We start from the raw sequence: 24802 nt of genomic DNA, 5'->3' as shown, positions 1-24802 counted from the left end.
TTAATTAACGCTTAATGACGACTGTTCCCGCAATTTTATCATGCAATGCTTGATGCCGTTCATTAAGTAGAATATACCAGATACCAAATAAAGCAGTTAGGTAAGCAAAAAATCTTTTTACAAACTGGCTAGTTTTAGGTTTTAATAATGTTTCTGCATCCACTATTCTTAAGCCCAGAATCATTTTACCAGGCGTTGCTCCTTTATATATCCAAAAGCCAACGAAGAAGCTACCCATTATCACTGCATGCAAAGCAAATAATGAGGCTAAATAACCCAAAAATTTACCAGCAGTTATGTGCTGCATAAACTCTGGTAAGCTTGTAGCACTAGCTATAGCCTGTGCATCAGCAAGGTCAACATGTTGTTGAATGAAAAAATCCTGAAAAAATAAAAGAAAAATTTTTGGAGCAAAAAAATTCATAATTGGAGTAGCAAAGATTGCTAATAAAAACAGATCAATTGTGGTTGCAAAAAGTCTTGGAACCAATCGTGGATAAACAACTTGTCTTTTCATTATACAATTCCGTAAACTTTGACTTGACTTGGGTAGACGAAGGTCAAAATTGAAGAAGTGCTAGGAGTGCCGAAGTCGAGAAGCGCAGCGTATATTTTATACGTGAGCATCGCAGATTCTTCGAGAACGACAACGCAATTCTCAATTTTTACCGAGTATATCTAGCGTAATATAAAGGCTAATCTATTACCTAACGTAATATCTATTTTCTCAGTTATATCTGGAACTGATGAAAACTCGGTTCTGATACTAACAGATTGTTTAGGTGATAAGGCAATATCTGTCTGATCAGCAACATGAGACTTTAAAGCTGTGTTATTTTTATCAAATAATCTTACTCGTACTAAAGGCATTGGTAAAATTTGAGTGGATGAATTTACTATTTTATAAGTAATGGTAATTTTACCGGCATCCTTATTATTTGTTATATGTATATCATTAATACTTAGTAATTTTGCCGCATCTGAATAATTGAAACCCCAAAAATCTTGAAATAAAATTATCGACAATATAATAATTAAGCATATAAATAACATTGGTAAAGTATATAAATATTGTGGTATTTTTATAGGAAGCAATGCCGGTAAATTAATACCACTACCTAACTGGCTTTTGTAAGCGAATTTTGGATTTGCAATTACTGGCTCTAATTTTATATCATCATTTAATTGTTGATGCCAAATGTTTGCACATTTTGAGCATCTTACCTTTCTGCCAAAATGACCTATTTGTTCTGGTTGTACTAAAAAATGAGTGCCACATTTGGGGCAAGTAATATACATTGATTATGCCAATAGCAAATTGTTTGATGGTAGATGTAAAAAATAAAGTTATTTACAGTTTTTATCAACAGACTTCTTACAAAATCTTTGTCTAGGATAGAATTTTTAGAAAAATCACCTTTAGAATGAAGTTATACAAAAAGATTATGCAGCAAGATATTGATATAATAGAACAAATTTGGCAAACACGTGATAAATTAGTGTACGATTCTTTAGAAATGGAATTGGTACACCAAAAAGTAAGTAATGTCATCAATTTGCTGAATCTAGGGATCATTAGAGTATGTGAATATCATAATAATAATTGGATAGTACATCAATGGATAAAAAAGGCAATTTTATTATATTTTCAAATTAATAAATCACAAATTTATAACGGTGATTCCATTAAGTGGTACGATAAGGTACCACCTAAATTTAGTAGTACTAGTGAAGAAGAATTCAAAAATTACGGATGTAGAATTGTACCAGGTGCGTTTATTAGGACTGGTGCATATATTGCTCGTAATGTTATAGTAATGCCATCATTCATCAATATTGGAGCATATATTGATGAGGGGTCAATGATTGATACCTGGGCTACAATCGGCTCCTGCGCTCAAATAGGTAAAAATTGTCATATTTCTGGTGGTACTGGAATTGGCGGAGTATTAGAGCCTATCCAAAATAACCCAGTAATCATTGAGAATAACTGTTTTATCGGAGCACGGTCTGAGGTTGTCGAAGGAGTGATAGTTGAAGAAGGAGCAGTAATCGGAATGGGAGTATTTATTGGAGCCTCGACTAAAATCGTCAATCGCGAAACTGGAGAAATTATTTATGGTAGAGTACCAGCATACTCTGTAGTGGTTCCTGGAACGCTTCCAGCTACTGATGCTACTAAACCAGCTTTGTATTGTGCAGTCATCGTCAAACAAGTTGATGCATCTACACGCAAGAAAACGGCTATCAATGAGCTGCTAAGATGTTAGAATAATGAGAGTGTTCAATAGACCTCTGAAGTCTATTATATAAATTGCAACTTGCCCCACTATGTCTTATAATACAGTCAATATTAATAAATTATTTGAACTTAAAGAGTAAAAATTATGGCCAGAGTAACCGTTGAAGATTGTATTGATAAAGTAGAAAATAGATTTGAACTTGTAGCTCTTGCCGCTCAAAGAACTAAAGACATTAGCTCAGGCATCAATATTACAGTAGATAGGGAAGATGATAAAGATTCAGTAGTTGCTTTACGAGAAATTGCAAACGCGAATATTAAACCTACAATCTTAAGGGAAGAATTGATAAAGCGGTTACAAACACGTAATAAAATTGATCATATAGATGATGATCAACCAACTGTAGAAAATTCAGAAGATTTTGAATATGTAGCTGATTCAGATTTTTATATTGAAGATGCTGATTCTGGATACGAAGAACAGATGTTTAGTGATGACGTTTCAGATATAGATATAGAAGACTAAGGAATTTCAACAATGAACCACGAGGATATTGTCAGAGCTGTCAAATCCTACGATCCAAATTGTAACGAAGCTCAAATCAATAAAGCTATTGATTTTGCCATCAGTTATCATGGTGCTCAAACCAGAGAATCAGGCGAGCCCTATTATTATCACCCATTAGAGGTTGCAGAAATTATTACTGAGATGCACCTTGATAGTGATTCAGTGATCGCGGGGATATTACATGATACTATTGAAGATACAGATCTCACTTTAGGTGAAATTGAACAACATTTTGGTAGCACCGTTAGTAAACTTGTCGATGGAGTAACCAAATTATCAAAAATTGAATTTATGCCTGATAATGTTCGTCAGGCAGAAAACTTTCGCAAACTATTGTTGGCAATGAGCGATGATATAAGAATATTATTGATTAAACTTGCTGATAGATTGCACAATATGCGTACTATAGATTCGATAAAATCCCTAGAAAAACGTACGCGTATTGCAGTAGAAACAATGGAGATATACGCACCTCTAGCAGAAAGAATAGGCATCCAGCAAATCAAAGTAGAACTTCAAGATATTTGTTTCAGAATATTACAACCGGAAGCAAGGGAATCAATTCTAAATCGTCTACATAAAATCTCAGCCGATGAAGGTAATCTTGTCGATAACGTTATCGCAGAATTTACCAATACCCTAAAGAGTGCTGGTATAAAGGCTATTGTACATGGTAGACATAAAACCCCATATTCAATTTGGATGAAAATGCAGCAAAAAAATATCGGGTTAGAACAATTATCAGATATTGTTGCATTTAGAATTATAGTAGATACTATTCCCCATTGTTACCAAACACTTGGAATAATTCATACTAAATATCAAATGGTTCCAGACAGCTTTCAAGATTTTATTAGTACCCCCAAAAACAATGGTTATAAATCTTTACATACAGTTATTATAGGACCACTTCAACAAAAAATTGAAGTACAAATTCGTACTGATGATATGCATGACATCGCTGAACTTGGGGTTGCAGCACACTGGCGCTATAAACAGCAATATCATGATCATGACGTGGCAGATGGTACTCAATACCGTTGGATACGTGAATTATTAGCCATACTGGAACAAGCCGGTGATCCAGAGGATTTTTTGCAGAACACAAAACTGGCAATGTATTATGATCAGGTATTTTGTTTTACTCCCAAAGGTAATCTAATCGCCCTGCCGAAAGGAGCTACTTGCGTTGATTTCGCCTATGCTGTACATTCAGATGTTGGCCATCATTGTGTGGGAGCAAAAATTAATGGTTGTATCGTACCCTTACGTTCTACATTAGAAAACGGTGATCAAGTAGAAATTATTGTTTCAAAAAACAAAACCCCTTCTCCAAGTTGGCAAAAATTTGTCATTACCGGCAAGGCTCATTCTGAAATAAAAAGATTTACTCGTAACCAACAAAAAGAACAGTACATCAAATTAGGTAAAGCAATAGTTGATAGAGCCCTTAGTTTTTTAAATATAGTGGATGAGGCAAGTGCTTTAGACAAAGCATGTACATCTTTAAAAAAACAAGGAGTTGATGATCTGTTATATGCTATTGGGGATGGCAGCATAAGCAGTGAAGAGTTAATGAAATATATTACCCCTAAACAAAGTAAAATTAGCTCCACTTTGTCTTTATTAAAATTTAATAAAAGTAAAAAATCAACTAACCAGGCGTTACAAGATACTGCTCTACCAATTCAAGGATTAATAGAAGGTATGGCTATCCATCTTGCTAATTGCTGCAATCCTTTGCTTGGTGATAAAATTGTTGGTGTAGTTCATACTGGTAATGGGGTCACAGTACATACGGCAGATTGTAGTATGCTTAGTAATATTAATGCAATTCCGGAGCGATTGATTCCTCTGACCTGGGATAGTGATAAATCAAATATACCTTTTATTTGTAGATTAAAAATTACTATATTAAATGAACTAGGTAGTATGGCAATATTATGCTCTGAAATCGCAAAAAAACAAGGTAATATTATTAATTTTAAAATTACTAATCGTACAGTTAATTTTTTTGAAATTATTTTAGATATGGAAGTTCAAGACGTCCAACATATTGAGGATATTATTAATGTTTTACAAAGTAAATCAGTTATTTCGCAAGTAGAGAGACACAAATCATGATTATTGGCATTGGTACAGACATAGTACAAATTTACCGAATTGAGAAACTATTAACAAAATATGGTGAGATTTTTAAATCAAGAATTCTAAGTTTATCAGAAATAGACTTAGTCTCTCGTTTATCTCCAAATAAACATGCGGCTTTTATTGCAAAGCGTTTTGCAGCAAAAGAGGCTATTAGCAAGGCTTTAGGAAGTGGTATTGGGCAAAGTCTACAGTTTAAAAATATTAAAATATTTAATGATAATTTAGGTAAACCTTTTGCTACTATCCATTCCACAAAAATTAAAGATCTTAGTAAATTTAAAATTGATTTATCTATTTCAGATGCTTATCCTCTGGCTATCGCATTTGCAGTAGTCAGCATGTATACTCGGTGAAAATTGAGAATTGTGTTGTCGTTTCCAGAAACTCTGCAATGCGAAACAAACTAAAGTATACGGCGCTTTTCGATTCTGGAACTCCTAGCACTTCTTCAATTTTGACCTTCGTCTACTTATAGTTAAAACAGTGGAATTGGTATTTTATTTTATGAAGTATGCTGAATTCATTTTAGCATCTCCTGAGACCATCATGAGATCCTGACACAACCCATGAAACAAGTTTAGAGCATGATTGGAGATGACTCAGTTTATTAAGCTAATTCGACTGTTTTGTTTACATCTACCCTCTTAAACACCATATATTATTTATAGAGAATTTATGTTACTACTTGAACGAAAAAAACTTAATGGCTCACTTGATACTATCCATTTTATAGGCATTGGTGGAATTGGTATGAGTGGAATTGCTGAAATTATGCATAATCTCGGCTATAAGGTACAAGGATCAGATATAGTCGAAAATTATAATACTATAAGGTTGGCTGCTAATGGCATTAAAATATTTTATGAACATATTGCCACTAATATTATTAACGTGTCATATGTAGTAGTATCTTCAGCTATTAAATCTGATAACCCGGAGGTACAAGCAGCATTAGAGAGCAGAATTCCTATTATCAAACGTGCTGAAATGCTTGCGGAATTAATGCGTCTTAAATGCTCAGTCGCCATTTCTGGATCACATGGTAAAACTACTACCACCTCATTGGTCGCTTGTTTATTTGAAGCTGCAGGGTTATATCCCACTGTAATTAATGGTGGAATAATCAATAATAGATTAACTAATGCTTATCTTGGCTCTAGTGATTATCTTATAGCTGAAGCTGATGAATCTGATGCAACTTTTATCCAATTACCATCTACTATTGGTATAATTACTAACATTGATGCCGAACATCTTGATTTTTATAACGATTTTGATAGCTTAATTCTGGCATTTAGAAGTTTTATTACAAATTTACCATTTTATGGATTTGGTGTCGCTTGTATTGATCATCCAATAGTTAGAAAATTAGTAAACACCATTACCGAACGCAAGATTATTACTTATGGCATTGATTCTACTGATGCTCATATAAAAGCTTTTGATATTCACTCAGATATAACATCTTCTACTTTCACCGTAAAAATTGATCTCCCGCAAATTAATGGCGCTACAATAATAGAGCAAATTACTATACCAACTCCAGGTCGACATAATGTACTAAACTCATTGGCTGCTATTGCTGTCGGCATAGAACTTGATTTTGGAATTAAGGTAATTAAGAATGGATTTAAGAATTTTCATGGGGTCAAAAGAAGATTTACCAGAGTAGGAGAATATTTAGGTGTAAGCATTATTGATGATTACGCTCATCATCCAGTCGAAGTTATAGCAACTCTTAATACTGCATGGACTATAGCACGCAAACAAAATGGGAAGGTAATTGCTATTTTCCAGCCACACCGATTTTCTCGGTTAGAAAATTTATTTAAAGAATTTACCACCTGTTTTAATTTTGCAGATAAAGTATATATTACAGACGTGTATGGCGCAGGTGAACAACCGATAGCAGGCATTTCTGGGGTTACTTTAGTACAGCAGATGACAGAGACTTTATCTCATGGTGATGTTCATTTTTTACCAACATCAGATATGATTCCTAATATAATTAAGAGTCATGCTGCTCCTGGAGATTTGATAGTAATGATGGGTGCTGGCAGTATTTCATCATGGGCTAATGGTTTACTGGCTAAACTTAACATATAGTGTCATCAGTTATTTGTGTGAGCGTATAGCGTCGGTCAGTGAGCTTGGGACGACAAAATTTCGCGTGGATTTCACACCTTGGGCTTACGTATTATAATACTGCTTGCGCAGGCGCTCACACTAAAATTTAAAAATAACTAGCTCACTGACTCTAGCTATATCTATTCATACCCCCGACAAACCTTTACCGTATCAGGGTATACAGATGTTAAGTTTGACAACAAAAGGCTTTTATTCCTAGATTCCTGCCGTTGCTGGGAATGACATTGAGTGCGTTAAGAAGACTAGTGTATATATCATACATCTGCGGTTTGCCAGCCTCCTGAATAGATACGTCATTATCTAACTAACCTATATTATTAGTATTATATAGTATGGCTTTATAATTTAAACCCTATACCTGCAGAAACAACTAAAGGATCAATCTTGGCTGTAGATGATATGTTAGTAGCATTCTTTACTAACGCTCCTTTATAGGTTACTTTTGCCTTCAAAAAGTACTTCCTAATATCAACGTTAATGAACGTATCATCTTTTGCTACGAAATCTACGCCAATTTGTAGTACTGCCCCGTGGCCATTTTTTATTTTAAATTCTTTAGCTTTAGTGAACAAATATGCACCATGATAACCAGCGCCGACATATGGCCTAATGGCACCATATGGTGCAATGTGATATTGTGCGGTACCGGTTAGTGGTACCATATATATTTTCTTTTTTTTGCCAGCAGTGTTTTGACCACCATAATTATGCGCTACATTATTTAATGTAGAATATTTTGTATTTAAAACTCCAAACCCTAAAGATAATTCTGCGGCCATATTATCATTAAAAAATATAGTTGTTGCTGTATCTCCACCATAACCATTTTCTACAAAAGGGTTTGTTGAAGCTGGTGCAGCAACAGAAGATTTCGGCAATCCTTTTTGTTTAGCATTAGAGGCTATACCATAACCTCTAACTTTAAATAAAAGTTTTCCTTCATCACTATAGTAATCTGCGCTATAATCGTCATCTATGTCTTTTTCGGTATTTTTTGCAGTAGCTATGGCAGCACTTATCATTATGGCTAGCATTAGACAGATAGAAAAAAAATATTTTGCGATATGTTTCATAACCTAGTATCCTTAAACCTTTTACTTATAGTACTTAAAATAATGCTTCTGCATTATACACGAACTTGTGTCTAACCAGCATTGTAATACTAACGGATAATTGCTTGAAGGTTAATCTCAGTGTGATAATTACCACAATCATTTAATTTACAAAAAACTTTTTTGCTATTTTTAAGAAATAAATGTATTTTCTGTCGAACTATATAGTTTACACGAGGCAATATTATGAATGACAAGTTACGTATTTATTTTATCGGTATTGGATGGTTTGTTTTAAGTTTAGTCAGCAGTACTTTAAATGACGTAATCTCAAAATATGCTGGTTTGCGTTTACCAAGTTTTGAAGTTGCATTCTTTCGATTTTTCTTCAGTACAATCACCCTTATACCTTTTATCTGGTACTATGGTAAAGATACCTTAAAGACCAGCAATCCTTTTATCCACGTAATACGCGGAGTTTTACTATTTTTTGGTATGACGTCATGGACTTATGGATTAACTATAGCGCCGATTACCACTGGTACTGTCATAAGCTTTGCTATACCTCTATTTACCTTAGTATTGGCTGTTTTTTTTCTCAGTGAAAATATAATTTGGCAAAGATGGGTTGTTACCATTATTGGATTTTTAGGAATAGTGGTTACTCTGAAGCCACATGCATCAGATTTTGATCCCAAAATATTAATATTTGTAGCAGCTGCTATTGCTTTTGCAATGTTAGATATTATTAACAAAAGATTTGTAATAAAAGAGTCAATGATTAGTATGTTATTTTATTCGGCGTTAATTACTGCTATACTATCAGCTCCTCCAGCAGCTTTATATTGGCAAACACCAACTATCCTGGAAGTATCTCTACTTTTTATACTAGGCATGAGTGCAAATTTAATTTTATTCTTTTTGTTAAAAGCATTTAAGTTGATAGATGCGACTGCAGTCGCACCCTATCGGTATTTTGAATTAATCTTTTCTGCGCTTGCAGCTTTTTTAATTTTTAAAGAATTACCAGAACAAAGTACTATTTATGGCGCTTTAATTGTCATTCCATCAACATTATTCATAGTTTATTCTGAGAAAAAAATAATAACCCAAGAAAGTACTGCAGAAGTAGATGACAAAAGTAATGAATACACGTAGATTAATATTATCAAGCGGAATTGCTAATACGTTTGAATGGTATGATTATGCTTTATTTGGACATTTTGCTCCAATTATAGGACAAAAATTTTTCCCTGATGCCGATCCCAGCGCTTCTTTATTATATGCGTTCTTAGCTTTTGCTATTGGTTACCTAATGCGACCAATAGGTGGCATCTTCTTTGGAATATTAGGCGATCGCTTTGGTCGTAGAGCTGCTCTTAGTGCCGCTGTTGTATGTATGTCTATCCCTACAGTCATTATGGGACTACTTCCAACTTATGATAGTATAGGCGTTACTGCTACTACCTTAATGATTTGTGTTCGTATGTTACAAGGATTATCAATGGGTGGAGCATTAACTGGTTCGATTTCTTTTGTAATTGAACATACAACAAAAAAGCATCGTGGTTTCACTGGTAGTATTGCAATGTCTGGTATTTGTATTGGTATCTTGTTAGGTTCTACTGCATCTTATATCGTAAAATCAACATTATCCGTTGAACAATTTGAAGAGTGGGGGTGGCGCTTACCTTTTTTAATAGGCGTTCTAATTATGTTTGCTGGTTTTTACATAAAAAATTATACGGAAGAAACTCCTCTTTTTGAACAAATAAAAGATAGTGGCAATATCGTACGCTCTCCATTTAAAGAAGTATTTAAAAACCACTGGGCTGATATGTTGGTCTCAATTTTAATTAATTCTACCGGATCAGTGATATTTTATTTGCAGGCAATTTATTTAATGTCTTATTTACAAGTAAATAGACATTTTTCAGAGAGTGAAGTTACTAATTTAGTAAATATCTGTTACATCATTATGGCCTTTGTAACTTTACTTACCGGCTATTTATCAGATTTAATTGGCCGCAAGAAGATTTTTACTATTATCTTAATCATTATTATTGTAGCCACTCCGACTTTAATTAATATTTGTGAAACCGGTGATTTTGCCGCTGTAATCATAGCTCAGATCATTTTATCAATTTTGGCAGCAGCCTATATCGGACCAGAACCAGCTCTGCAAGCAGAGTTTTATCCAACTAATGTCAGAAATACTGCTTTATCTATCTCATATAATACCGCTGTCAGCTTATTTGGAGGGACAACTCCGTATGCGCTTGGGCTTCTAGTTCATCATACTGGTAAATTTACTTCTTGCATCTATTATATAGTTGGTTGTGCAGTGATAAGCTTGATAGCTTTATACTTTTATAAAGATCGTTCTATGGAATCCATTATTGATGAATCTACCGAAAAACCTGGAACTGATAAGATGTTTACAGATGAAAAAGGGCAAATGGCTTCAGAGTATAGTAGATGAACTATTTCTTATTTTTAAAACTTATTAAATAAACCAATCATGCTTGCCACCAGTTTAGAGAACGAAAAAGATATAATTAATATATTACTTCCGGTTATTAAATTGTCCGCTGCTAACCAGGAAGCAGTTATTAATTCTGCTCAGCAATTAATTAGTACCATTAGACAAGATCATGAATTTGGTATCGAAGAGTTCATTCAACAGTTTAGTTTATCGACAGCTGAAGGTATAGCAATTATGTGTTTGGCTGAAGGGTTGTTACGTATACCTGATAAGGAAATTGCAGCAGCTTTGGTAATTGATAAACTAGCTGATAAAAATTGGCAACATCATTTAAATAAATCAAAATCGGTTAAAGCAGGTTTTGTAGCCTATGGGTTATATATTTCAGGAAAATTAGCTGATATGGCTAATATCAATAACGTTTTAACTAATATGGTTAATAATATTAGTCAACCAGTATTCTTAACTATTTTAAAACGTGCGATTGAATTTTTAGGAAAAGAATTTATCTTTGGTTACGATGTAGCTCTGGCTTTGGATACCGTCAAAAATTATCCTAATAATAGATTTGCATTTGATTTGTTGGGTGAATCAGCGCGTACTTTAGAACAAGCAGAAGAATATTATAATCAATATCTTGCAGCGATTGAACAAATAGCTGCAAGCAATTCTTTTAATTCTAATGCCAATCTCTGGCAGCAACCAAACTTATCAGTAAAGCTTACAGCGCTTTATCCGCGGTTTGAGTTGAGCAAAAAACATGACATCGATCATTATCTGTTACCAAAGCTAATTACTTTAGTCAAGAAAGTTAGAGATAATAATTTGACTATTACTTTTGATGCAGAAGAAGCAAAAAGACTAGATATTTATTTATATACGATTCTACAGGTCATTAATGACAGCTCTTTTAAAGACTTTAATGGTATAGGTTTAGTGCTACAAGCTTATCAAACTAGGGCATATAAGGTATTGGACGAGATTATTGCAGTTGCCAAAACACAAAATCGGCAAATTCCAATAAGATTAGTAAAAGGAGCCTATTGGGATCTGGAAATTAAGCAAGCACAAGAACAAGGTTTAAGATTTTATCCGGTATTTACCAAAAAAGAATATACTGATGCAAGTTATATTGCTTGTGCTAGAAAAATGCTAGAACATAGCCAATATATATTTCCACAATTTGCCACCCATAATGCTTTAACTGCAGCCACAATTATTGAACTTGCGCAAGGCAAGATTTTTGAATTTCAAAAACTGCATGGTATGGGCAAAACTTTGCATAATACATTGAACAAAAATCATCCAGTAAGGATATATGCACCAATTGGTAAAATGAATGATTTACTGGCATATTTAATGCGTAGAATGCTAGAAAATGGCGCTAATAGTTGTTTTGTCAATCAAGTAAAGAATACTGCAACGCCATCAGCAAAACTAGCATATAATTTATATGAACAGGTAAAGCACTTACATGAAACCGATGATCAATCTATAATATTACCAAAGGATGTTTACCCTAATAGAGAGAACCCAATTGGTTACGAATTAGGCTATCAGGCTGATTATAATCATATTTACCAGACGGTAAGTAGTTTTTATGGTCAAGAGCATCAAATCGGTTCTATCATAGATGGTAAAATGCTGACCAGTGCTACAGTAACTACTCGTTCAACTCCAGCAAAATCGTTGAAAAAATTTGTTGATATTTCTCGAGCAACAACTGATGAGATCAACATGGTAACTTTAAGTGCCGCTAATGGTTTTAAGCAATGGTCAAAATACGACATTAAACTTCGAGCCGATATTTTACGCAAAGTTGCTGATCTTTATGAAGAAAATAAGTTTTATTTATACGCATTATTAATAGAAGAAGCAGGAAAAACAATAAAAGATGCTATTGCAGAAGTAGTGGAAGCCATTGATTTTTGTCGATATTATGCTAATCAGGCAGAAATATTATTTTCAGGCATAACATTGCCTTCCCCTACCGGTGAAAGTAATATACTGACGTTACACCCACGTGGCATTTTTCTTTGTATTAGTCCTTGGAATTTTCCATTAGCAATTTTTACTGGACAAATAGCAGCTGCACTAGTAACCGGTAATAGCGTAATTGCAAAACCGGCAGAGCAAACTCCGGTAATTGCAAGTGTTGCTGTAAAATTAATGCATCAAGCTGGAGTACCTACATCAGCGTTACATCTTGTTATTGCCTCAGGTAGTGATATTAGCAAATATATAATCAGTGATGAGCGTATCGCTGGGGTAGTGTTTACCGGTTCTACTACTACCGCAAGAATCATTAATTTAAATCTAGCAGCACGTACTAATGGAATAGTACCATTTATTGCAGAAACTGGCGGCCAGAATGCGATGATTGTTGATAGTTCTGCTTTACTTGAACAAGTTACTGATGATGTATTAAATTCAGCTTTTGGCTCAAGCGGTCAAAGATGTTCGGCATTAAGAATAATCTATATCCAAGATGAAATATATGAACCTCTACTGAAGATGATTAAAGATGCAATGGCTATGTTGACCATTGCAGATCCTAAGGATTTTGCTACTGATGTTGGTCCAGTGATTGATAAACAATCGCTATTGACTTTAAATGAACATGTAAAAAACATGATTGATAAGGGTTTCAACTTAGTTGCCCACCATCCACAAATTGGACAGCAACAGGATGGATATTTTTTCTACCCTCACATTATAGAAGTTACCTCAATTAATGATATACCAGAAGAAAAATTTGGTCCTATATTACATGTTGTCCGTTATAAGGTTAATGAATTAGACGCAGTATTAGATGAAATCAATGCTTGTGGTTTTGGCTTAACTTTTGGTATTCATTCACGGATAGAGCGCAAAATTGAATATATCTGCACTAAAATACGTGTCGGTAATATTTATGCTAATCGTTCTATAATAGGCGCCAAAGTTGAATCTCAGCCTTTCGGTGGAGAAAATAAATCAGGTACCGGCTTTAAAGCTGGAGGGCCTCATTACTTATTAAAGTTTATTACTGAGAGAACTATAACAATTAATTTAACAGCTGTAGGTGGAAACATTGAATTATTAAATAAAAACTGATATATACTCGTCTATCAACTTTTCATTTACATGTAGTATATTTGGAAAAATTTACGAACTTAATAACTTCAGAATATTATAATTTAATTATGTAGCTACTTGATGAGCAAAACAAAATCTGTGTTCTTAGCCGCTATCTCAGGCAATGTATTGGAATATTATGATTTCACAGTATATTCAGTATTTGCACCAACAATCGGTCGTATATTTTTCCCTGGAGAATCAGAATTTATACAAACTTTATCTAGTTTAGCTGTCTTTGCAGTCGGCTTCATAACTCGCCCTATTGGTGGTATATTTTTTGGTTATATTGGTGATAGATATGGAAGACGTGTTGCGCTAATTATTTCTATGCTAGGTATGACTATTCCTACCTTTACTATGGGGTTAATACCTGAATATCAAGATATTGGTTACTGGGCGCCGTTATTATTAGTAATTTTACGCTTGACTCAAGGGTTATGTATTAGTGGAGAAGGGGCTGGCACCGCAATCTTCATTTTAGAACATTATCGCAATTTAAAACCTGGATTTACTACTGGATTAGTGCATGGTTCTAACATTACCGGCACTTTAATTGCTTCTTTTGTTGGAATAATGATAGAACAATATTTTTCTCACATTGACTTTGCCTGGCGATTCGCTTTTATATTAGGTGGATGTATGGGGATTGTTGGATTATACTTACGTCTTAAAGTATCTGAAACTCCAATTTTTAAATTACTCGCTAGGAAAAAGCAGACTTTAAAAGCGCCATTTTCTAATGTAATAAAAACAGCTTGGCCATCGATGGTTATTACCTTTTGTTTAGGGGGTGTTGCCAGTAGTGTAGTATATTTAGTAAAAACTTATGTAAATGTCTTCTATCATAATGTATTGCATTTGGATAATACTACTGCGCTAATGTATCTATCATATGCTTCAGTGGTATTAATGATCGCGTTACCAATATCAGGAGCGATAGCCGATAGGATCGGCAAGTTTAAAATGATAGTATTATCTAGTGTTGCAATCTTACTTTTTGCTCTACCGACTTTATTATTCATGTCTGCAATTACACCATGGAAACAGATTCTGGCACTAACTGTTTTAGGGATGTTGGGAGGGGGTATAGCCGGTACAGCATATATTTTTGTTATTTCTCTATTTAAACCTGAACAAAGATATTCTGGAGTAGCATTTAGTTATAATTTAGGAATTGCAATGTTTGGCGGCACATCAGCAATTATTTCTCGTTGGCTAGTGGAAATGACGGGACTTTTTTACGCTCCAGCATTTTATATTATGGCTACTTCTAGCTTGTTCCTAGTTGTTATATATTATATGCGTCATGTTATCAGAGGTCTAGTTAAAGACTAGATATACTCAATTATTTATGAATTATCGTTCTGGCCATCTACAATCCGTCTACTCTATAAACACTATACTCCGTGCAAATGAAGAGTTTGTGAGAGAGGTCTAAGAGCCTGTCAGATCAGTCTATATAAGAGGTAATTTTGTTGTCAAAACGCAGTCGAAGTTCCGCAACAAACAAAGGGAACTGCTTGCGGTACTCGACTTCGTTTTTCCTAAAAATTCCTCTCTTATATCTACTGATCTGACAGCCTCTAATGTCATCCTGAATTTATTTCAGGATCTCTTGCGAATTGATGAGATCCTGAAACAACCCGTGAAACAAGTTCAGGGCATGGTTCTGGATGACATTGGTTTATATTTATCAAACTATTCAAGTTAAACGAGTATATCTAACTGAACACTCTCGCTAATCAAGAGCTAAAAGCTGATAAAGCTGAATTAAAACAGGATAAAGTTGATCTACAAAGACAAGTTGCTTATTGGCAAGAATCTGATGCTGTCAAAGCAGCAAAAATACAAGAACTTCAGCAAAAAATGTATGAAGGTAATATAAAATATCTAGAACTTAAAACTCAATTTGATAAAATTATATCAGACAATCAGCATTTAGCTGTTAATCCTGATGAAGTAGAGGCTATGGGATTAGGACACCATAATCTTGATATAGTATAATATATGTTAAATTAAAGAGGTTTTTATGGCTGTTAACATAAATATATCACTACCTAGTATAGCGGCGTCTAACGTCGCTGTACCTGACACTCGAAGACAAGCAATTATTGATAATCTTAATCAACAAATTGCTAATGTAGATAGAAGAATCAGACTAACAGATAAGCTAATTACTATAAACAATGAAGGCTCAGATATTTTAAGACAATCTATAGAACTTACTCGTAAACATATTGAAACTTTAAAAGAATCAAGGGATCTTACTTATAAACATATTGAAACTTTAAAAGAATCAAGGGATCTTACTTATAAACATATTGAAACTTTAAAAGAATCCAGAGAATTAGTAAAAGAATCTAGAGATATTGTTGCTAGAATGATAGAAATATACGAAACACTAATAGCTAAGTATGGACCAAACGCAAGAATAATAGAAGGTACAAATGGAAAGTTGATATTAGTTAAAGATGTTAACAATTCTCAAGTGCCGGTGCAAAAGCAAGTTTGTGAAGCGGGAACTCAAACGGAAGAATGTGCTCAAATCGCAACCGATAATAAGGAAGTATTAACTAAAAAACTTCAACCTTTGATTAATTCTAAATTAATGAAATGCCCACTTATTTACCGTAGCTATCTACAATCACGAGCAAATGCGCTAATTGAAAATAAATATAATAAATATAAAGATATAAATATAGCTCAATTTTTAACTATAAGAGAGCAATTTACTAGAGATTTGGATTGCGAATTTGCTACGCTAATTTTAGATTAAATGAAACATTATTATTTTGGACTAGCAGCGGAATATTTAACTGTTTTTCTTTATAAACTGAGGTTTTATCAAATCTTACAACATCGGATGAGAAATTGTGCCGGAGAAATTGATTTAATAGCATTACGCGGCAAAAATATTGTATTTATTGAAGTTAAAGCCAGAAGTACAGACGGCGATTATGGTGAAGTATTACGTCATCAACAACGAAAAAGAATTACTAGAGCGGCCGACGCCTTTCTATCACGCCATCCAAAATATCAACATTATCAAGTTAGATTTGATCTGGCTATTGTCAGACCATATAAATTACCAATAATTATTAAGAATGCTTGGTAATGTCAGTTTAGGATAAGGCGCATAAATTTTCATTGAAATTTACAACAAAATTATTGCTGTTTGTTGTGCATTTAGAAACTAAATAGGCTGTGTGCATGTATCATGTTTTCAAATTTTATAATATTCTTAACAACGTCACTTTTTTGCGACAACTGAACAGCTCGGTCAATATGCTAATATGCAAGTAAATCCTGCGCTGCCTTAACACTATTTTCAGTAATTGTTTTACCAGCAATCATTTGTGCCAGTACTTGTACTCTTTCTGATTTGGTAAGGATACGAGCAATAACTCTTGTTTGTTCATTGAAGTGCATTTTACTGACTAAAAGATGTTGATCAGCTTTTGCAGCTACCTGAGGTTGGTGAGTTATCACTATAACTTGAGAAATTCTAGCTAGTTGTTTTAAACGATTACCAATACTATCTGCTACTGTACCACTAACGCCAGTATCAATTTCGTCAAAAATTACTAATGGTATTGCTTCATTAGCTACAAGAGTTGATTTTAATGCCAACATAAAACGCGATAATTCTCCACCTGAAGCAATCTTATCTATTGCAGTATATGGCATTCCTGGGTTAGTAGAAGCGGTAAAACGCACTTCATCAATGCCGGTAACATCAGCTACCGGCTTAATGGTACGCTCTACTTTGAATAACACTTTCTCCATTTGTAACAGTGCTAATTCCTGTTGTATACTTGCTTCAAGTGCTAAGGCTACTGTTATACGTTTTTCGGATAGTATTTTGGCTAGATCTAAATATTCACTTTCAAGTGCTTTAAGTTGTTGATGTAAGTTGCTACTATTAGCAATTTTTTGTTGTAACTCTAATAATTTTAATTTTGTACTTACAAGAAAATCAGGCAATTGATTAGCTGATGATACCCCATATTTACGCACTAGCCCTTTGATAATAAATAACCTTTCTTCTATTGTATCAAGGTTGTGCTCATCGGTTGCTAGATTAGCGATAATATCTTGTAATTGTTGTTTGGCTTCTGCCAGATTATTGTCAGCTTCTTCCAATTGTTGACGGATATTAACAAAACGCTGATCTGCTTGGTTGATACGACTAATAATGCGGTTAGCACGATTAATTGCTTGAGATAGTTCTGGTGCTTCTAGCTGTAATAAAAGATCATGAAATAATTGTAGCTCTTTATCTCGATTTTGTAAGTTACGTCTTAAATCAGCTAGATGCTCCTCTTCATCAATTTTAACGTTTATTGTCGACAATTCATCAGTAATAAATTGTAAATATTCAATTTCACGCAAGGTCTCTTGCTGCTGGTCAGAGATTTCTTTAAGCTGGGATTTTATATTATGCAACTTATTATATTCACTGACCAGTGTTTTGCGCAAATCAGTTAGATTACCGTAATCATCGAGATGATCTAAGTGTGATGAAGATTTTAGTAAAGCGGTATGAGTATTTTGTCCATGTAACTCAAATAAAAGATCAGCAATCATAGTTACAGTTTTGGCAGTAACTACTTGGTCGTTGATCAAAAATTTCTTGCGATTATCTGATGTTTGACTACGCCTTATTACCAACTCATTTTCACTTTCAATTTGCAATTGTAGCAATATCTCTTTGATATTTTTAGATAGCGCAAAGGTAGCAATAACCGTGCATGAATCAGTACCATGTCTGATGACATTATCGATTAATTTACCATTTAAACAAAAAAGCAATGCTTTTAGTAAAATAGATTTACCAGCACCAGTTTCACCTGTGATTACGCACAATCCTGACTGAAACTCAAGATCTAACTCTTCTATCAAGATAAAGTTTCTAATAGAGAGGTTATAGAGCATTTATTCTTCCTTAGTTACCAAAGCATAGGCATGCTTATACCACGTACTTGCTGGATAATTATGCCCAAGTACCGCAGCATATTTTTTAGCATCCTCATTTAATCCAAGCAACTTATACCCTAAAACTAATCGATACAAAGCCTCTGAAGTATGAGAAGTAGTTTGGTATTGCTCTATTACATTTTGAAATCTAAGAATAGCTGCAATCGGGTTTTTAATGCGTAAATAATAGCGTCCTATTTCCATCTCTTTTCCAGCAAGATGATCATTCACCAGGTCAATTTTTAATGCTGCATCTATAGCATATTTAGTTCCAGGAAAACGTTGAATCACATCATCAAAACTTGCCTTGGCTAGGCTTGTTCTAGATTGATCAAGGTGAACATTGGAAATTTGCATATAATACGATAATCCTTTAAGATAATATGCATATGCGATGTCTATGTTCATTGGATGTAATTTGATGAATGTATCTAATACATCAACAGCTTCTTCATATTCAGTTGCTAAAAACAAAGAATAAGCATGCATTAACTCAGCTTGCGGCGTAACTAAGTTTCCTGGGTGCTGTAAAAACACCTTACCAAATTCTGTAGCAGCATCATTATATTTGTTTTTTTCAAGTAGAACTAAAGCATTGGCATATAATTCTGTAGCAGGAACAACAATATCGTCATCCTTCTTCTTGCTTTTACAACCAACAAATAATAATCCTAATATGATTAGGCAAGAAAATTTCATCTTCATCACTATATAGCACTCTCTTAAGTATCTTTAGCCATATTTATACACGAGATGAATAACTTCAGACAAGGAAAATTTAACTTGACTATAATCTCACTATCAAATAGTGAGATTATAGAAAGATTAAACGGCATTATTAGATTTGTTCTATAAAAATTTAATATTAGTCAATGCAATCATCAGCTAATCCTGTAAGTACACTTTGATCAGCGTCTGTGGCATTGTCAAATTCCAGCTCATTCAAGCACAAGGTCTTAGTGGGCGAAAACTGAGTAGTTTTTGCAGTAAGTGCTGACTGCAAAAACGATTTTAGTTGTGTTTCAGTAATAGTACTCTCGTTTGATCCTATATCTAGATATTCTAATTTATCCATTAATATTAACAAGTTATTTATTCCAGCACCATTTAAAGAATTATCGGATAATGAAAGATCCTTGATGTTACTTTGGCGCAAAGCATTTAATTGAAGATTTTGTTACACAAGCGTCACTAAGCTATCAATATTAGTCAAATAATTCTCAGATAATAGATAAGACAGAGAGACCAGGAAGATCCTTACCTTCCAAATATTCTAGAAATGCGCCACCACCAGTTGATATATAACTAAAACCTTCTACTGCTAATCCTGTTGCTTTTATAGCGGCAACAGTATCCCCACCTGCTATGATACTACTTAAATTATAATGCTTGGTTTGTTGCCAGATTAGTCTTGCGAGGTAATTTGTGCTACAATTAAAATATGGATTTTCAAATAACCCAGCGGGACCATTCCAAACTAACATATGGCTCTTTTTAATAATAGTAGATATTTTTTCTGTAGTTTCAGTACCTATATCGAGTATTATCTCATCTTCATTGATTTGATCATGATAAACTATTTTACAATTATTATATTGCTCATTCTCAAGCTTGTTAGCAACCACTACATCAATCGGCAGTAAGATATTTTTTCCTAAAGATTTTGCTATATTTAAAATATTCTTTGCTTCTTGAAAATACTCAGGTTCATTGGAGGATTTGCCAATTTTATGTTCTGAAGCTGCTAAAAATGTATTTGCCATTTTCCCAACAATTATTAAATTATCAATCTTTTTGATCAAATTATTTAACAATTGAATTTTTGTTGAAACTTTAGCACCTCCTATAATAGCAGTTGCCGAAGATGATTTTTGTAAAATTATGTCGATGTTTTTTAATTCTTGTAATAATCCGAGACCTGCAGCTGCAGGCAATAATTTCGGTAATCCTACAATAGATGAGTGTGCTCTATGCGAACAAGAAAATGCATCATTAATATATATATCGCCAAGAATAGCTAATTCTTTGGTAAAAACCTCGTCACATTTTTCCTCTCCAGGATGAAAGCGTAAATTTTCTAACAGCATAATTTCACTTGCAGCTAAACTATTAACTGCTGCTAATGCTTTACTGCCAATGCATTCTCTGAAAAATTTTACTGGTTGGTTATAATACTGCTTAAGCTGTACAGCTATTTGTTCAAGTGAAAATTGCTGCTCAAATTCATGTGGTCTACCAAAGTGAGAAATTATTATGATCTTTGCCCCAGCATTCACTAAGTAGTTAATAGTAGGAATCGATCTAATTATTCTCGTATTATCTGTTAATTTACCATCTTTGATTGGTAAATTAAGGTCTAACCTTAAAAGTACTCTTTTATCTTTTATCTCTAAATCGCGTAATTGCTTTAGCATATTATAGAAATTTTTTTAAAATATCACAACAATCCAGCATCCTTTGAGCAAATGCCCACTCATTATCATACCAACTTAGTACTCGAGCAAAATATGGAGTAACTATTTTTGTTTCAGAAGGATCAAAAATTGAACTATAGCTAGTATGATTAAAATCAATGGACACTAAATTAGCAGCAGCTATCCCTAATATTCCTTTTAAATAACTATTGCTGGCATTAATCATTGCCTCATTTATAGAGAATATTTCCAATTTTTTACTAGCAGTAAAAGTAAAGTCAATTAAAGAAACATTAGCTACCGGCACTCTCACTGCCGAACCATCCAATTTTCCTTTTAATTCAGGTAATACTAATCCAATAGTTGCTGCTGCTCCAGTCTTTGTTGGAATCATTGAAGTAAATGCTGCTCGTGCACGCTGTAAATCCTTATGGCTAGCATCAACTATGTTCTGATCGCCAGTATAAGCATGAATAGTAGTAACATACCCAGCTTCTATATTAAAGTGATCATGTAAAACCTTGGCCACCGGTACTAAAGCATTAGTAGTACATGAGCCTATAGAAATAATATCGTCATTTTTTGCTATATCTTGATGATTTATACCGATAATAATAATTTTATCAACATCAACAGCTGGAGCAGAAATTATTACTTTCTTAGCTCCACTAGCTAAATGAAAAGCAGCTTTATTCTTATCCGTAAACTTACCAGAACATTCAAGCACTATATCCACGTCAAAATCTTTCCATGGAATATCTGCTGGGCTCTGATGATGAAAAACTGGAATTTGTTGATCTTGAATAATTAAGTGCCTATCTCCTGCTTTAGCAATTATATCTGATCTACCATGAATGGAATCATAATTTATTAAGTGGCAAACTGTTGAGATGTCACTGGGGGTGTTTAGCGCAACAATTTGATGATCACCTCTAGCAATTGCTGACCTAAATACTAATCTACCAATACGGCCAAGCCCGTTAATTGCTATGTTCATCTTTTACCAACTTTGTTCCTGCTAAAATTGGCTCTCCTCGTAAAAAATCTTTGATCATCAGTACTTTTTTACCGGCCTGTTGTAATTTTTTTATTATCAAGAAGCCCTGGCCACAAGCAATTTTTAAATCATTATTGACTACTGTTCCTGGCATAAAATTATGTTCCTGATTATCAAAATCAGCTTCTAGTATTTTAATAATCTTTTCTTTATATTCAAAATATACTCCTGGCCATGGATTCATACCACGAATTTTACAATCTAATTTATCAGCAGATTCTTCCCAATTAATTCTGCTTTCTTCTTTCTTTAACTTATGAGCATAGATAATTTGGTTATTATCTTGAGGAATTTTAGGTAAAGTTGTATATTCTGCTAGAGTTTTTATAAGAAGCCTGGCACCAATAGCAGCGCATTGATCATGTAATTCTGAAAAAGTTATCTTTGGACTAAGCGCTAGTTTCTCCTGTAAAATTATATCGCCAGTATCCAACCCCTCGTCCATTTGCATTATACAAATTGCGGTTTCTTGTTCACCGTTTACTATAGTTCGCTGCAAAGGAGCAGCTCCGCGATATTTTGGTAAGGCAGAAGGGTGAATGTTAATAGATCCGTATTTTTTAGCATATAAAATTTCTTTAGGAATTAAAAATCCGTAGGCCGCCACCACTATAATATCTGCTTCTATACATGTTATTAGTTCAATTACTTCAGTTTTTTTTAAACTATTTGGAGTATAGACAGGTATGTGATGATTTTCTGCTAATATATGCACTGGCGAATAAACTTGCTTTAACCCTCGATTTTGAGGTTTTGGCGCAGCAGTAAAGACTGCCACTACTTGATTTGTTTGTGAATTAATGAGTTCACTTAGAGCCGGTATCGCAAACTCTGGCGTACCCATAAAAATTACTTTCACAAACAATTCTTCTTTAATTTCTTAAGTTTGCGTAAGGCTACATCGCGCTTTATATTGCTTAAGTAATCTACTAATAACTTACCATTTAAGTGATCTATCTCATGTTGAATTGCCCTAGCCAACCAACCACTAACTGTAATTTCTTGCGACTTGTTGGTATAATCCAGAAATTTAGTCTTGATACTATCCGGCCTTGCTATTTCAACTCTTTGTTCAGGCAAAGATAGGCATCCTTCTGTTGCTAGCACCAATTCTGTAGATTGCTCGATAATTTCAGGATTAGCCATAAAAAGTGGAAAAAAACCTTGCTCTCTTTCACTTTGATCATTATCATCCTGTAAATCAATCACTAAAATTCTTTGCAATATTCCAACCTGTACTGCAGAAAGACCAACACCATGGTCATGATACATTGTTACTAACATATCATCCATTAATTTTCTGACATTGTCATCTACTTGTCCTACAACAGCAGATTTTTCTTTTAAAATTGGATCTGGCGCTGTTATTACATTAAGTATAGTCATAATTTTGTATTAATTTAGCTCTATTCAAATTTTTTTGTTTTAATTTTTTACTTCCACTACAATCTTCTACTCCCTTTAGTAGTTCCTGTAAATAAATTTCAAGCGCTTCTCTGATAAGGTAGGATTTTGATCGATCTAGTTGCTTTGCAACCTGAGATAAGGAAGAATATAGTCTTTCTGGTATTTGCGTGCTAATTACCGTCATATTATTACACCATTTTTTATTAAACAGGTCAATTTAATTTGTTTGAATGATCTCAATCATCATCAGTAAATATTTTATCATTATACTCCAGGTATGAAATCAGTAGTTCTATTTCTGGAAGCACTTCTATATCAAAATAGTTATGGCATGCACCACCACCTCTCGACCCATAGCGCTCAAAAATAGCAAGTAATCCCTCACACTCTTCTTTTGTTAGAGGCAAGTTTTGTATATCTTTTGTAATTAGAGGGCTAGGGTAATAGATGACAAACTCAGGATTATTTAAGAATATAGCTTCTTTGTTAGCCAATTTCTTAGTTAAAATTTTACTGGCATGCGCATAATCTTCGTCACCTCCAGCTATTACTAGCATAGTTATAGGTCCTTCAAACTCTGGAATACATTTCATCTTCAACATATTACTGTTTTTCTCTATGGGAGAATATCTATAATATTCACGTACTGCAGACATAGATGCCTATATTATTTATTTATAATTTTAAAATAGATTACAGAAGAATATTTAACTAGTTCCATTAAATTTGTGATACCACCGATCATCAGTAAATAGCTGATCATCATACTCCAAGTATGAAATCAGTAGTTCTATTTCAGGAAGTACTTCTATATCAAAGTAATCATGACATGCACCACCATGTCTTGTACTAAAATCCTCAAAAATAGCAAGTAATTCCTGACTCTCTTCTTTTGTTAGAGGCAAGTTTTGTACATCCTTTGTAATTAAGGGAGTAGGGTAATAGATGACAAACTCAGGATTATTTAAAAATATTGCTTCTTTGTTAGCTAATTTCTTAGTTAAAATTTTACCAGCATGCGCATAATCTTCGTCACCTCCAGCTATAACCAAATGAGTTGCTCCTTTGAACTCTGGAAAACATTTCATTTTTAACATATTGCCATCCTTCTTTTAAAATTGGTAAATTATTTATCGGAATGTTCATCCAGCTTGAACATCTTCCTGAAGCCTTATAATCCC

General features: G+C 33.8%; 25 protein-coding genes. 12 read left to right on the top strand and 13 right to left on the bottom strand.

Annotation, left to right across the window (positions count from 1 at the left end; genetic code table 11):
- Positions 1-4 precede the first annotated feature (4 nt).
- Together Trichorick_RS03795 and Trichorick_RS03790 are read right to left on the bottom strand one after the other, a co-directional pair.
- The gene (locus Trichorick_RS03795; protein WP_323737712.1) at positions 5-517 is read right to left on the bottom strand and encodes an RDD family protein; all 513 of its coding nucleotides are present in this window, start codon (positions 515-517) and stop codon (positions 5-7) included.
- Between the two features lie 161 nt (positions 518-678).
- Positions 679-1299 (bottom strand): MJ0042-type zinc finger domain-containing protein, encoded by a 621-nt coding sequence (locus Trichorick_RS03790; RefSeq protein ID WP_323737711.1) that lies wholly within the window; start codon positions 1297-1299, stop codon positions 679-681.
- A 146-nt stretch (positions 1300-1445) separates the two neighbouring features.
- On the opposite strand from Trichorick_RS03790, the gene dapD reads away from it, so the two are divergent.
- The 5 genes from dapD (at position 1446) to murC (ending at position 7067) form a co-directional block, all read left to right on the top strand.
- Complete coding sequence (gene dapD / locus Trichorick_RS03785; RefSeq protein WP_410250264.1) at positions 1446-2270, top strand: 2,3,4,5-tetrahydropyridine-2,6-dicarboxylate N-succinyltransferase; 825 nt, start codon at positions 1446-1448, stop codon at positions 2268-2270.
- A 117-nt stretch (positions 2271-2387) separates the two neighbouring features.
- Entirely contained in the window at positions 2388-2768 is a 381-nt protein-coding gene (rpoZ, locus tag Trichorick_RS03780) for a DNA-directed RNA polymerase subunit omega (RefSeq protein WP_323737709.1), read from the top strand.
- Positions 2769-2780: 12 nt separating this feature from the next.
- Entirely contained in the window at positions 2781-4934 is a 2154-nt protein-coding gene (locus tag Trichorick_RS03775) for a RelA/SpoT family protein (RefSeq protein ID WP_323737708.1), read from the top strand.
- Positions 4931-5314: a holo-ACP synthase gene (gene acpS / locus Trichorick_RS03770; RefSeq protein WP_323737707.1), complete on the top strand. Its 384-nt coding sequence runs from the start codon at positions 4931-4933 to the stop codon at positions 5312-5314. Before Trichorick_RS03775 ends, acpS begins: the two co-directional genes overlap by 4 nt.
- 322 nt (positions 5315-5636) lie before the next feature.
- The gene (gene murC, locus Trichorick_RS03765; RefSeq protein WP_323737706.1) at positions 5637-7067 is read left to right on the top strand and encodes a UDP-N-acetylmuramate--L-alanine ligase; all 1431 of its coding nucleotides are present in this window, start codon (positions 5637-5639) and stop codon (positions 7065-7067) included.
- A gap of 380 nt (positions 7068-7447) precedes the next feature.
- Here murC and Trichorick_RS03760 read toward each other — a convergent pair whose 3' ends face one another.
- Complete coding sequence (locus Trichorick_RS03760; protein WP_410250231.1) at positions 7448-8182, bottom strand: OmpW family outer membrane protein; 735 nt, start codon at positions 8180-8182, stop codon at positions 7448-7450.
- A 225-nt stretch (positions 8183-8407) separates the two neighbouring features.
- Between Trichorick_RS03760 and Trichorick_RS03755 the strand changes: the two genes are divergently transcribed.
- The 7 genes from Trichorick_RS03755 to Trichorick_RS03725 all read left to right on the top strand — a co-directional run bounded on the left by Trichorick_RS03755 (position 8408) and on the right by Trichorick_RS03725 (position 16881).
- Positions 8408-9319, top strand: coding sequence for a DMT family transporter (locus Trichorick_RS03755; RefSeq protein WP_323737705.1), 912 nt, complete (start codon positions 8408-8410; stop codon positions 9317-9319).
- A complete protein-coding gene (locus tag Trichorick_RS03750; RefSeq protein ID WP_323737704.1) occupies positions 9306-10643 on the top strand; it encodes an MFS transporter in 1338 nt (445 codons plus the stop codon). The genes Trichorick_RS03755 and Trichorick_RS03750 overlap by 14 nt, the downstream gene beginning before the upstream one ends.
- Positions 10644-10682: 39 nt before the next feature.
- Positions 10683-13742 carry a bifunctional proline dehydrogenase/L-glutamate gamma-semialdehyde dehydrogenase PutA gene (gene putA / locus Trichorick_RS03745; RefSeq protein WP_323737703.1) on the top strand — a complete coding sequence of 1020 codons (3060 nt, stop codon included), beginning with the start codon at positions 10683-10685 and terminating at the stop codon, positions 13740-13742.
- Between the two features lie 102 nt (positions 13743-13844).
- The gene (locus Trichorick_RS03740) at positions 13845-15101 is read left to right on the top strand and encodes an MFS transporter (protein ID WP_323737702.1); all 1257 of its coding nucleotides are present in this window, start codon (positions 13845-13847) and stop codon (positions 15099-15101) included.
- A 531-nt stretch (positions 15102-15632) separates the two neighbouring features.
- Positions 15633-15770: a hypothetical protein gene (locus Trichorick_RS03735; protein WP_323737701.1), complete on the top strand. Its 138-nt coding sequence runs from the start codon at positions 15633-15635 to the stop codon at positions 15768-15770.
- A gap of 25 nt (positions 15771-15795) precedes the next feature.
- On the top strand, positions 15796-16542 hold the full coding sequence (locus Trichorick_RS03730) for a type 2 periplasmic-binding domain-containing protein (protein WP_323737700.1): 747 nt from the start codon (positions 15796-15798) through the stop codon (positions 16540-16542).
- Positions 16543-16881: a YraN family protein gene (locus Trichorick_RS03725; protein WP_323737699.1), complete on the top strand. Its 339-nt coding sequence runs from the start codon at positions 16543-16545 to the stop codon at positions 16879-16881.
- Between the two features lie 173 nt (positions 16882-17054).
- Here the strand turns inward: Trichorick_RS03725 and recN are convergent, their stop codons facing one another.
- From recN to Trichorick_RS03675, 10 genes are all read right to left on the bottom strand, one after another.
- The gene (gene recN, locus Trichorick_RS03720; protein WP_323737698.1) at positions 17055-18701 is read right to left on the bottom strand and encodes a DNA repair protein RecN; all 1647 of its coding nucleotides are present in this window, start codon (positions 18699-18701) and stop codon (positions 17055-17057) included.
- On the bottom strand, positions 18702-19442 hold the full coding sequence (locus Trichorick_RS03715; RefSeq protein WP_410250230.1) for an outer membrane protein assembly factor BamD: 741 nt from the start codon (positions 19440-19442) through the stop codon (positions 18702-18704).
- Positions 19443-19608: 166 nt separating this feature from the next.
- Positions 19609-19899, bottom strand: coding sequence for a hypothetical protein (locus tag Trichorick_RS03710; RefSeq protein ID WP_323737696.1), 291 nt, complete (start codon positions 19897-19899; stop codon positions 19609-19611).
- Between the two features lie 64 nt (positions 19900-19963).
- Entirely contained in the window at positions 19964-21157 is a 1194-nt protein-coding gene (locus Trichorick_RS03705; RefSeq protein WP_323737695.1) for a phosphoglycerate kinase, read from the bottom strand.
- Between the two features lies 1 nt (position 21158).
- Complete coding sequence (gene gap, locus Trichorick_RS03700; protein WP_323737694.1) at positions 21159-22154, bottom strand: type I glyceraldehyde-3-phosphate dehydrogenase; 996 nt, start codon at positions 22152-22154, stop codon at positions 21159-21161.
- A complete protein-coding gene (fmt, locus tag Trichorick_RS03695; protein ID WP_323737693.1) occupies positions 22138-23073 on the bottom strand; it encodes a methionyl-tRNA formyltransferase in 936 nt (311 codons plus the stop codon). Before fmt ends, gap begins: the two co-directional genes overlap by 17 nt.
- Positions 23070-23600: a peptide deformylase gene (def, locus tag Trichorick_RS03690; protein ID WP_323737692.1), complete on the bottom strand. Its 531-nt coding sequence runs from the start codon at positions 23598-23600 to the stop codon at positions 23070-23072. The genes fmt and def overlap by 4 nt, the downstream gene beginning before the upstream one ends.
- Positions 23587-23805, bottom strand: a complete 219-nt coding sequence (locus tag Trichorick_RS03685; protein WP_323737691.1) for a ribbon-helix-helix domain-containing protein — start codon at positions 23803-23805, stop codon at positions 23587-23589. The genes def and Trichorick_RS03685 overlap by 14 nt, the downstream gene beginning before the upstream one ends.
- Positions 23806-23857: 52 nt before the next feature.
- Positions 23858-24277, bottom strand: a complete 420-nt coding sequence (locus tag Trichorick_RS03680; RefSeq protein ID WP_323737690.1) for a hypothetical protein — start codon at positions 24275-24277, stop codon at positions 23858-23860.
- A 51-nt stretch (positions 24278-24328) separates the two neighbouring features.
- Positions 24329-24718 carry a hypothetical protein gene (locus Trichorick_RS03675; RefSeq protein ID WP_323737689.1) on the bottom strand — a complete coding sequence of 130 codons (390 nt, stop codon included), beginning with the start codon at positions 24716-24718 and terminating at the stop codon, positions 24329-24331.
- Between the last annotated feature and the right edge of the window lie 84 nt (positions 24719-24802).

This window comes from Candidatus Trichorickettsia mobilis (assembly GCF_034366785.1).
Taxonomy (GTDB): domain Bacteria; phylum Pseudomonadota; class Alphaproteobacteria; order Rickettsiales; family Rickettsiaceae; genus Trichorickettsia; species Trichorickettsia mobilis_A.
Note: the sequence above shows the minus strand (reverse complement) of the source record. Positions and strands in the feature narration are given on the sequence as shown.

Coding starts and splice junctions, on each gene's coding strand:
- Trichorick_RS03795 (WP_323737712.1), bottom strand. CDS start 517: ATGAAAAGACAAGTTGTTTATCCACGATTGGTTCCAAGACTTTTTGCA.
- Trichorick_RS03790 (WP_323737711.1), bottom strand. CDS start 1,299: ATGTATATTACTTGCCCCAAATGTGGCACTCATTTTTTAGTACAACCA.
- dapD (WP_410250264.1), top strand. CDS start 1,446: ATGCAGCAAGATATTGATATAATAGAACAAATTTGGCAAACACGTGAT.
- rpoZ (WP_323737709.1), top strand. CDS start 2,388: ATGGCCAGAGTAACCGTTGAAGATTGTATTGATAAAGTAGAAAATAGA.
- Trichorick_RS03775 (WP_323737708.1), top strand. CDS start 2,781: ATGAACCACGAGGATATTGTCAGAGCTGTCAAATCCTACGATCCAAAT.
- acpS (WP_323737707.1), top strand. CDS start 4,931: ATGATTATTGGCATTGGTACAGACATAGTACAAATTTACCGAATTGAG.
- murC (WP_323737706.1), top strand. CDS start 5,637: ATGTTACTACTTGAACGAAAAAAACTTAATGGCTCACTTGATACTATC.
- Trichorick_RS03760 (WP_410250231.1), bottom strand. CDS start 8,182: ATGAAACATATCGCAAAATATTTTTTTTCTATCTGTCTAATGCTAGCC.
- Trichorick_RS03755 (WP_323737705.1), top strand. CDS start 8,408: ATGAATGACAAGTTACGTATTTATTTTATCGGTATTGGATGGTTTGTT.
- Trichorick_RS03750 (WP_323737704.1), top strand. CDS start 9,306: ATGAATACACGTAGATTAATATTATCAAGCGGAATTGCTAATACGTTT.
- putA (WP_323737703.1), top strand. CDS start 10,683: ATGCTTGCCACCAGTTTAGAGAACGAAAAAGATATAATTAATATATTA.
- Trichorick_RS03740 (WP_323737702.1), top strand. CDS start 13,845: ATGAGCAAAACAAAATCTGTGTTCTTAGCCGCTATCTCAGGCAATGTA.
- Trichorick_RS03735 (WP_323737701.1), top strand. CDS start 15,633: ATGTATGAAGGTAATATAAAATATCTAGAACTTAAAACTCAATTTGAT.
- Trichorick_RS03730 (WP_323737700.1), top strand. CDS start 15,796: ATGGCTGTTAACATAAATATATCACTACCTAGTATAGCGGCGTCTAAC.
- Trichorick_RS03725 (WP_323737699.1), top strand. CDS start 16,543: ATGAAACATTATTATTTTGGACTAGCAGCGGAATATTTAACTGTTTTT.
- recN (WP_323737698.1), bottom strand. CDS start 18,701: ATGCTCTATAACCTCTCTATTAGAAACTTTATCTTGATAGAAGAGTTA.
- Trichorick_RS03715 (WP_410250230.1), bottom strand. CDS start 19,442: ATGAAATTTTCTTGCCTAATCATATTAGGATTATTATTTGTTGGTTGT.
- Trichorick_RS03705 (WP_323737695.1), bottom strand. CDS start 21,157: ATGCTAAAGCAATTACGCGATTTAGAGATAAAAGATAAAAGAGTACTT.
- gap (WP_323737694.1), bottom strand. CDS start 22,154: ATGAACATAGCAATTAACGGGCTTGGCCGTATTGGTAGATTAGTATTT.
- def (WP_323737692.1), bottom strand. CDS start 23,600: ATGACTATACTTAATGTAATAACAGCGCCAGATCCAATTTTAAAAGAA.
- Trichorick_RS03685 (WP_323737691.1), bottom strand. CDS start 23,805: ATGACGGTAATTAGCACGCAAATACCAGAAAGACTATATTCTTCCTTA.
- Trichorick_RS03680 (WP_323737690.1), bottom strand. CDS start 24,277: ATGTCTGCAGTACGTGAATATTATAGATATTCTCCCATAGAGAAAAAC.
- Trichorick_RS03675 (WP_323737689.1), bottom strand. CDS start 24,718: ATGTTAAAAATGAAATGTTTTCCAGAGTTCAAAGGAGCAACTCATTTG.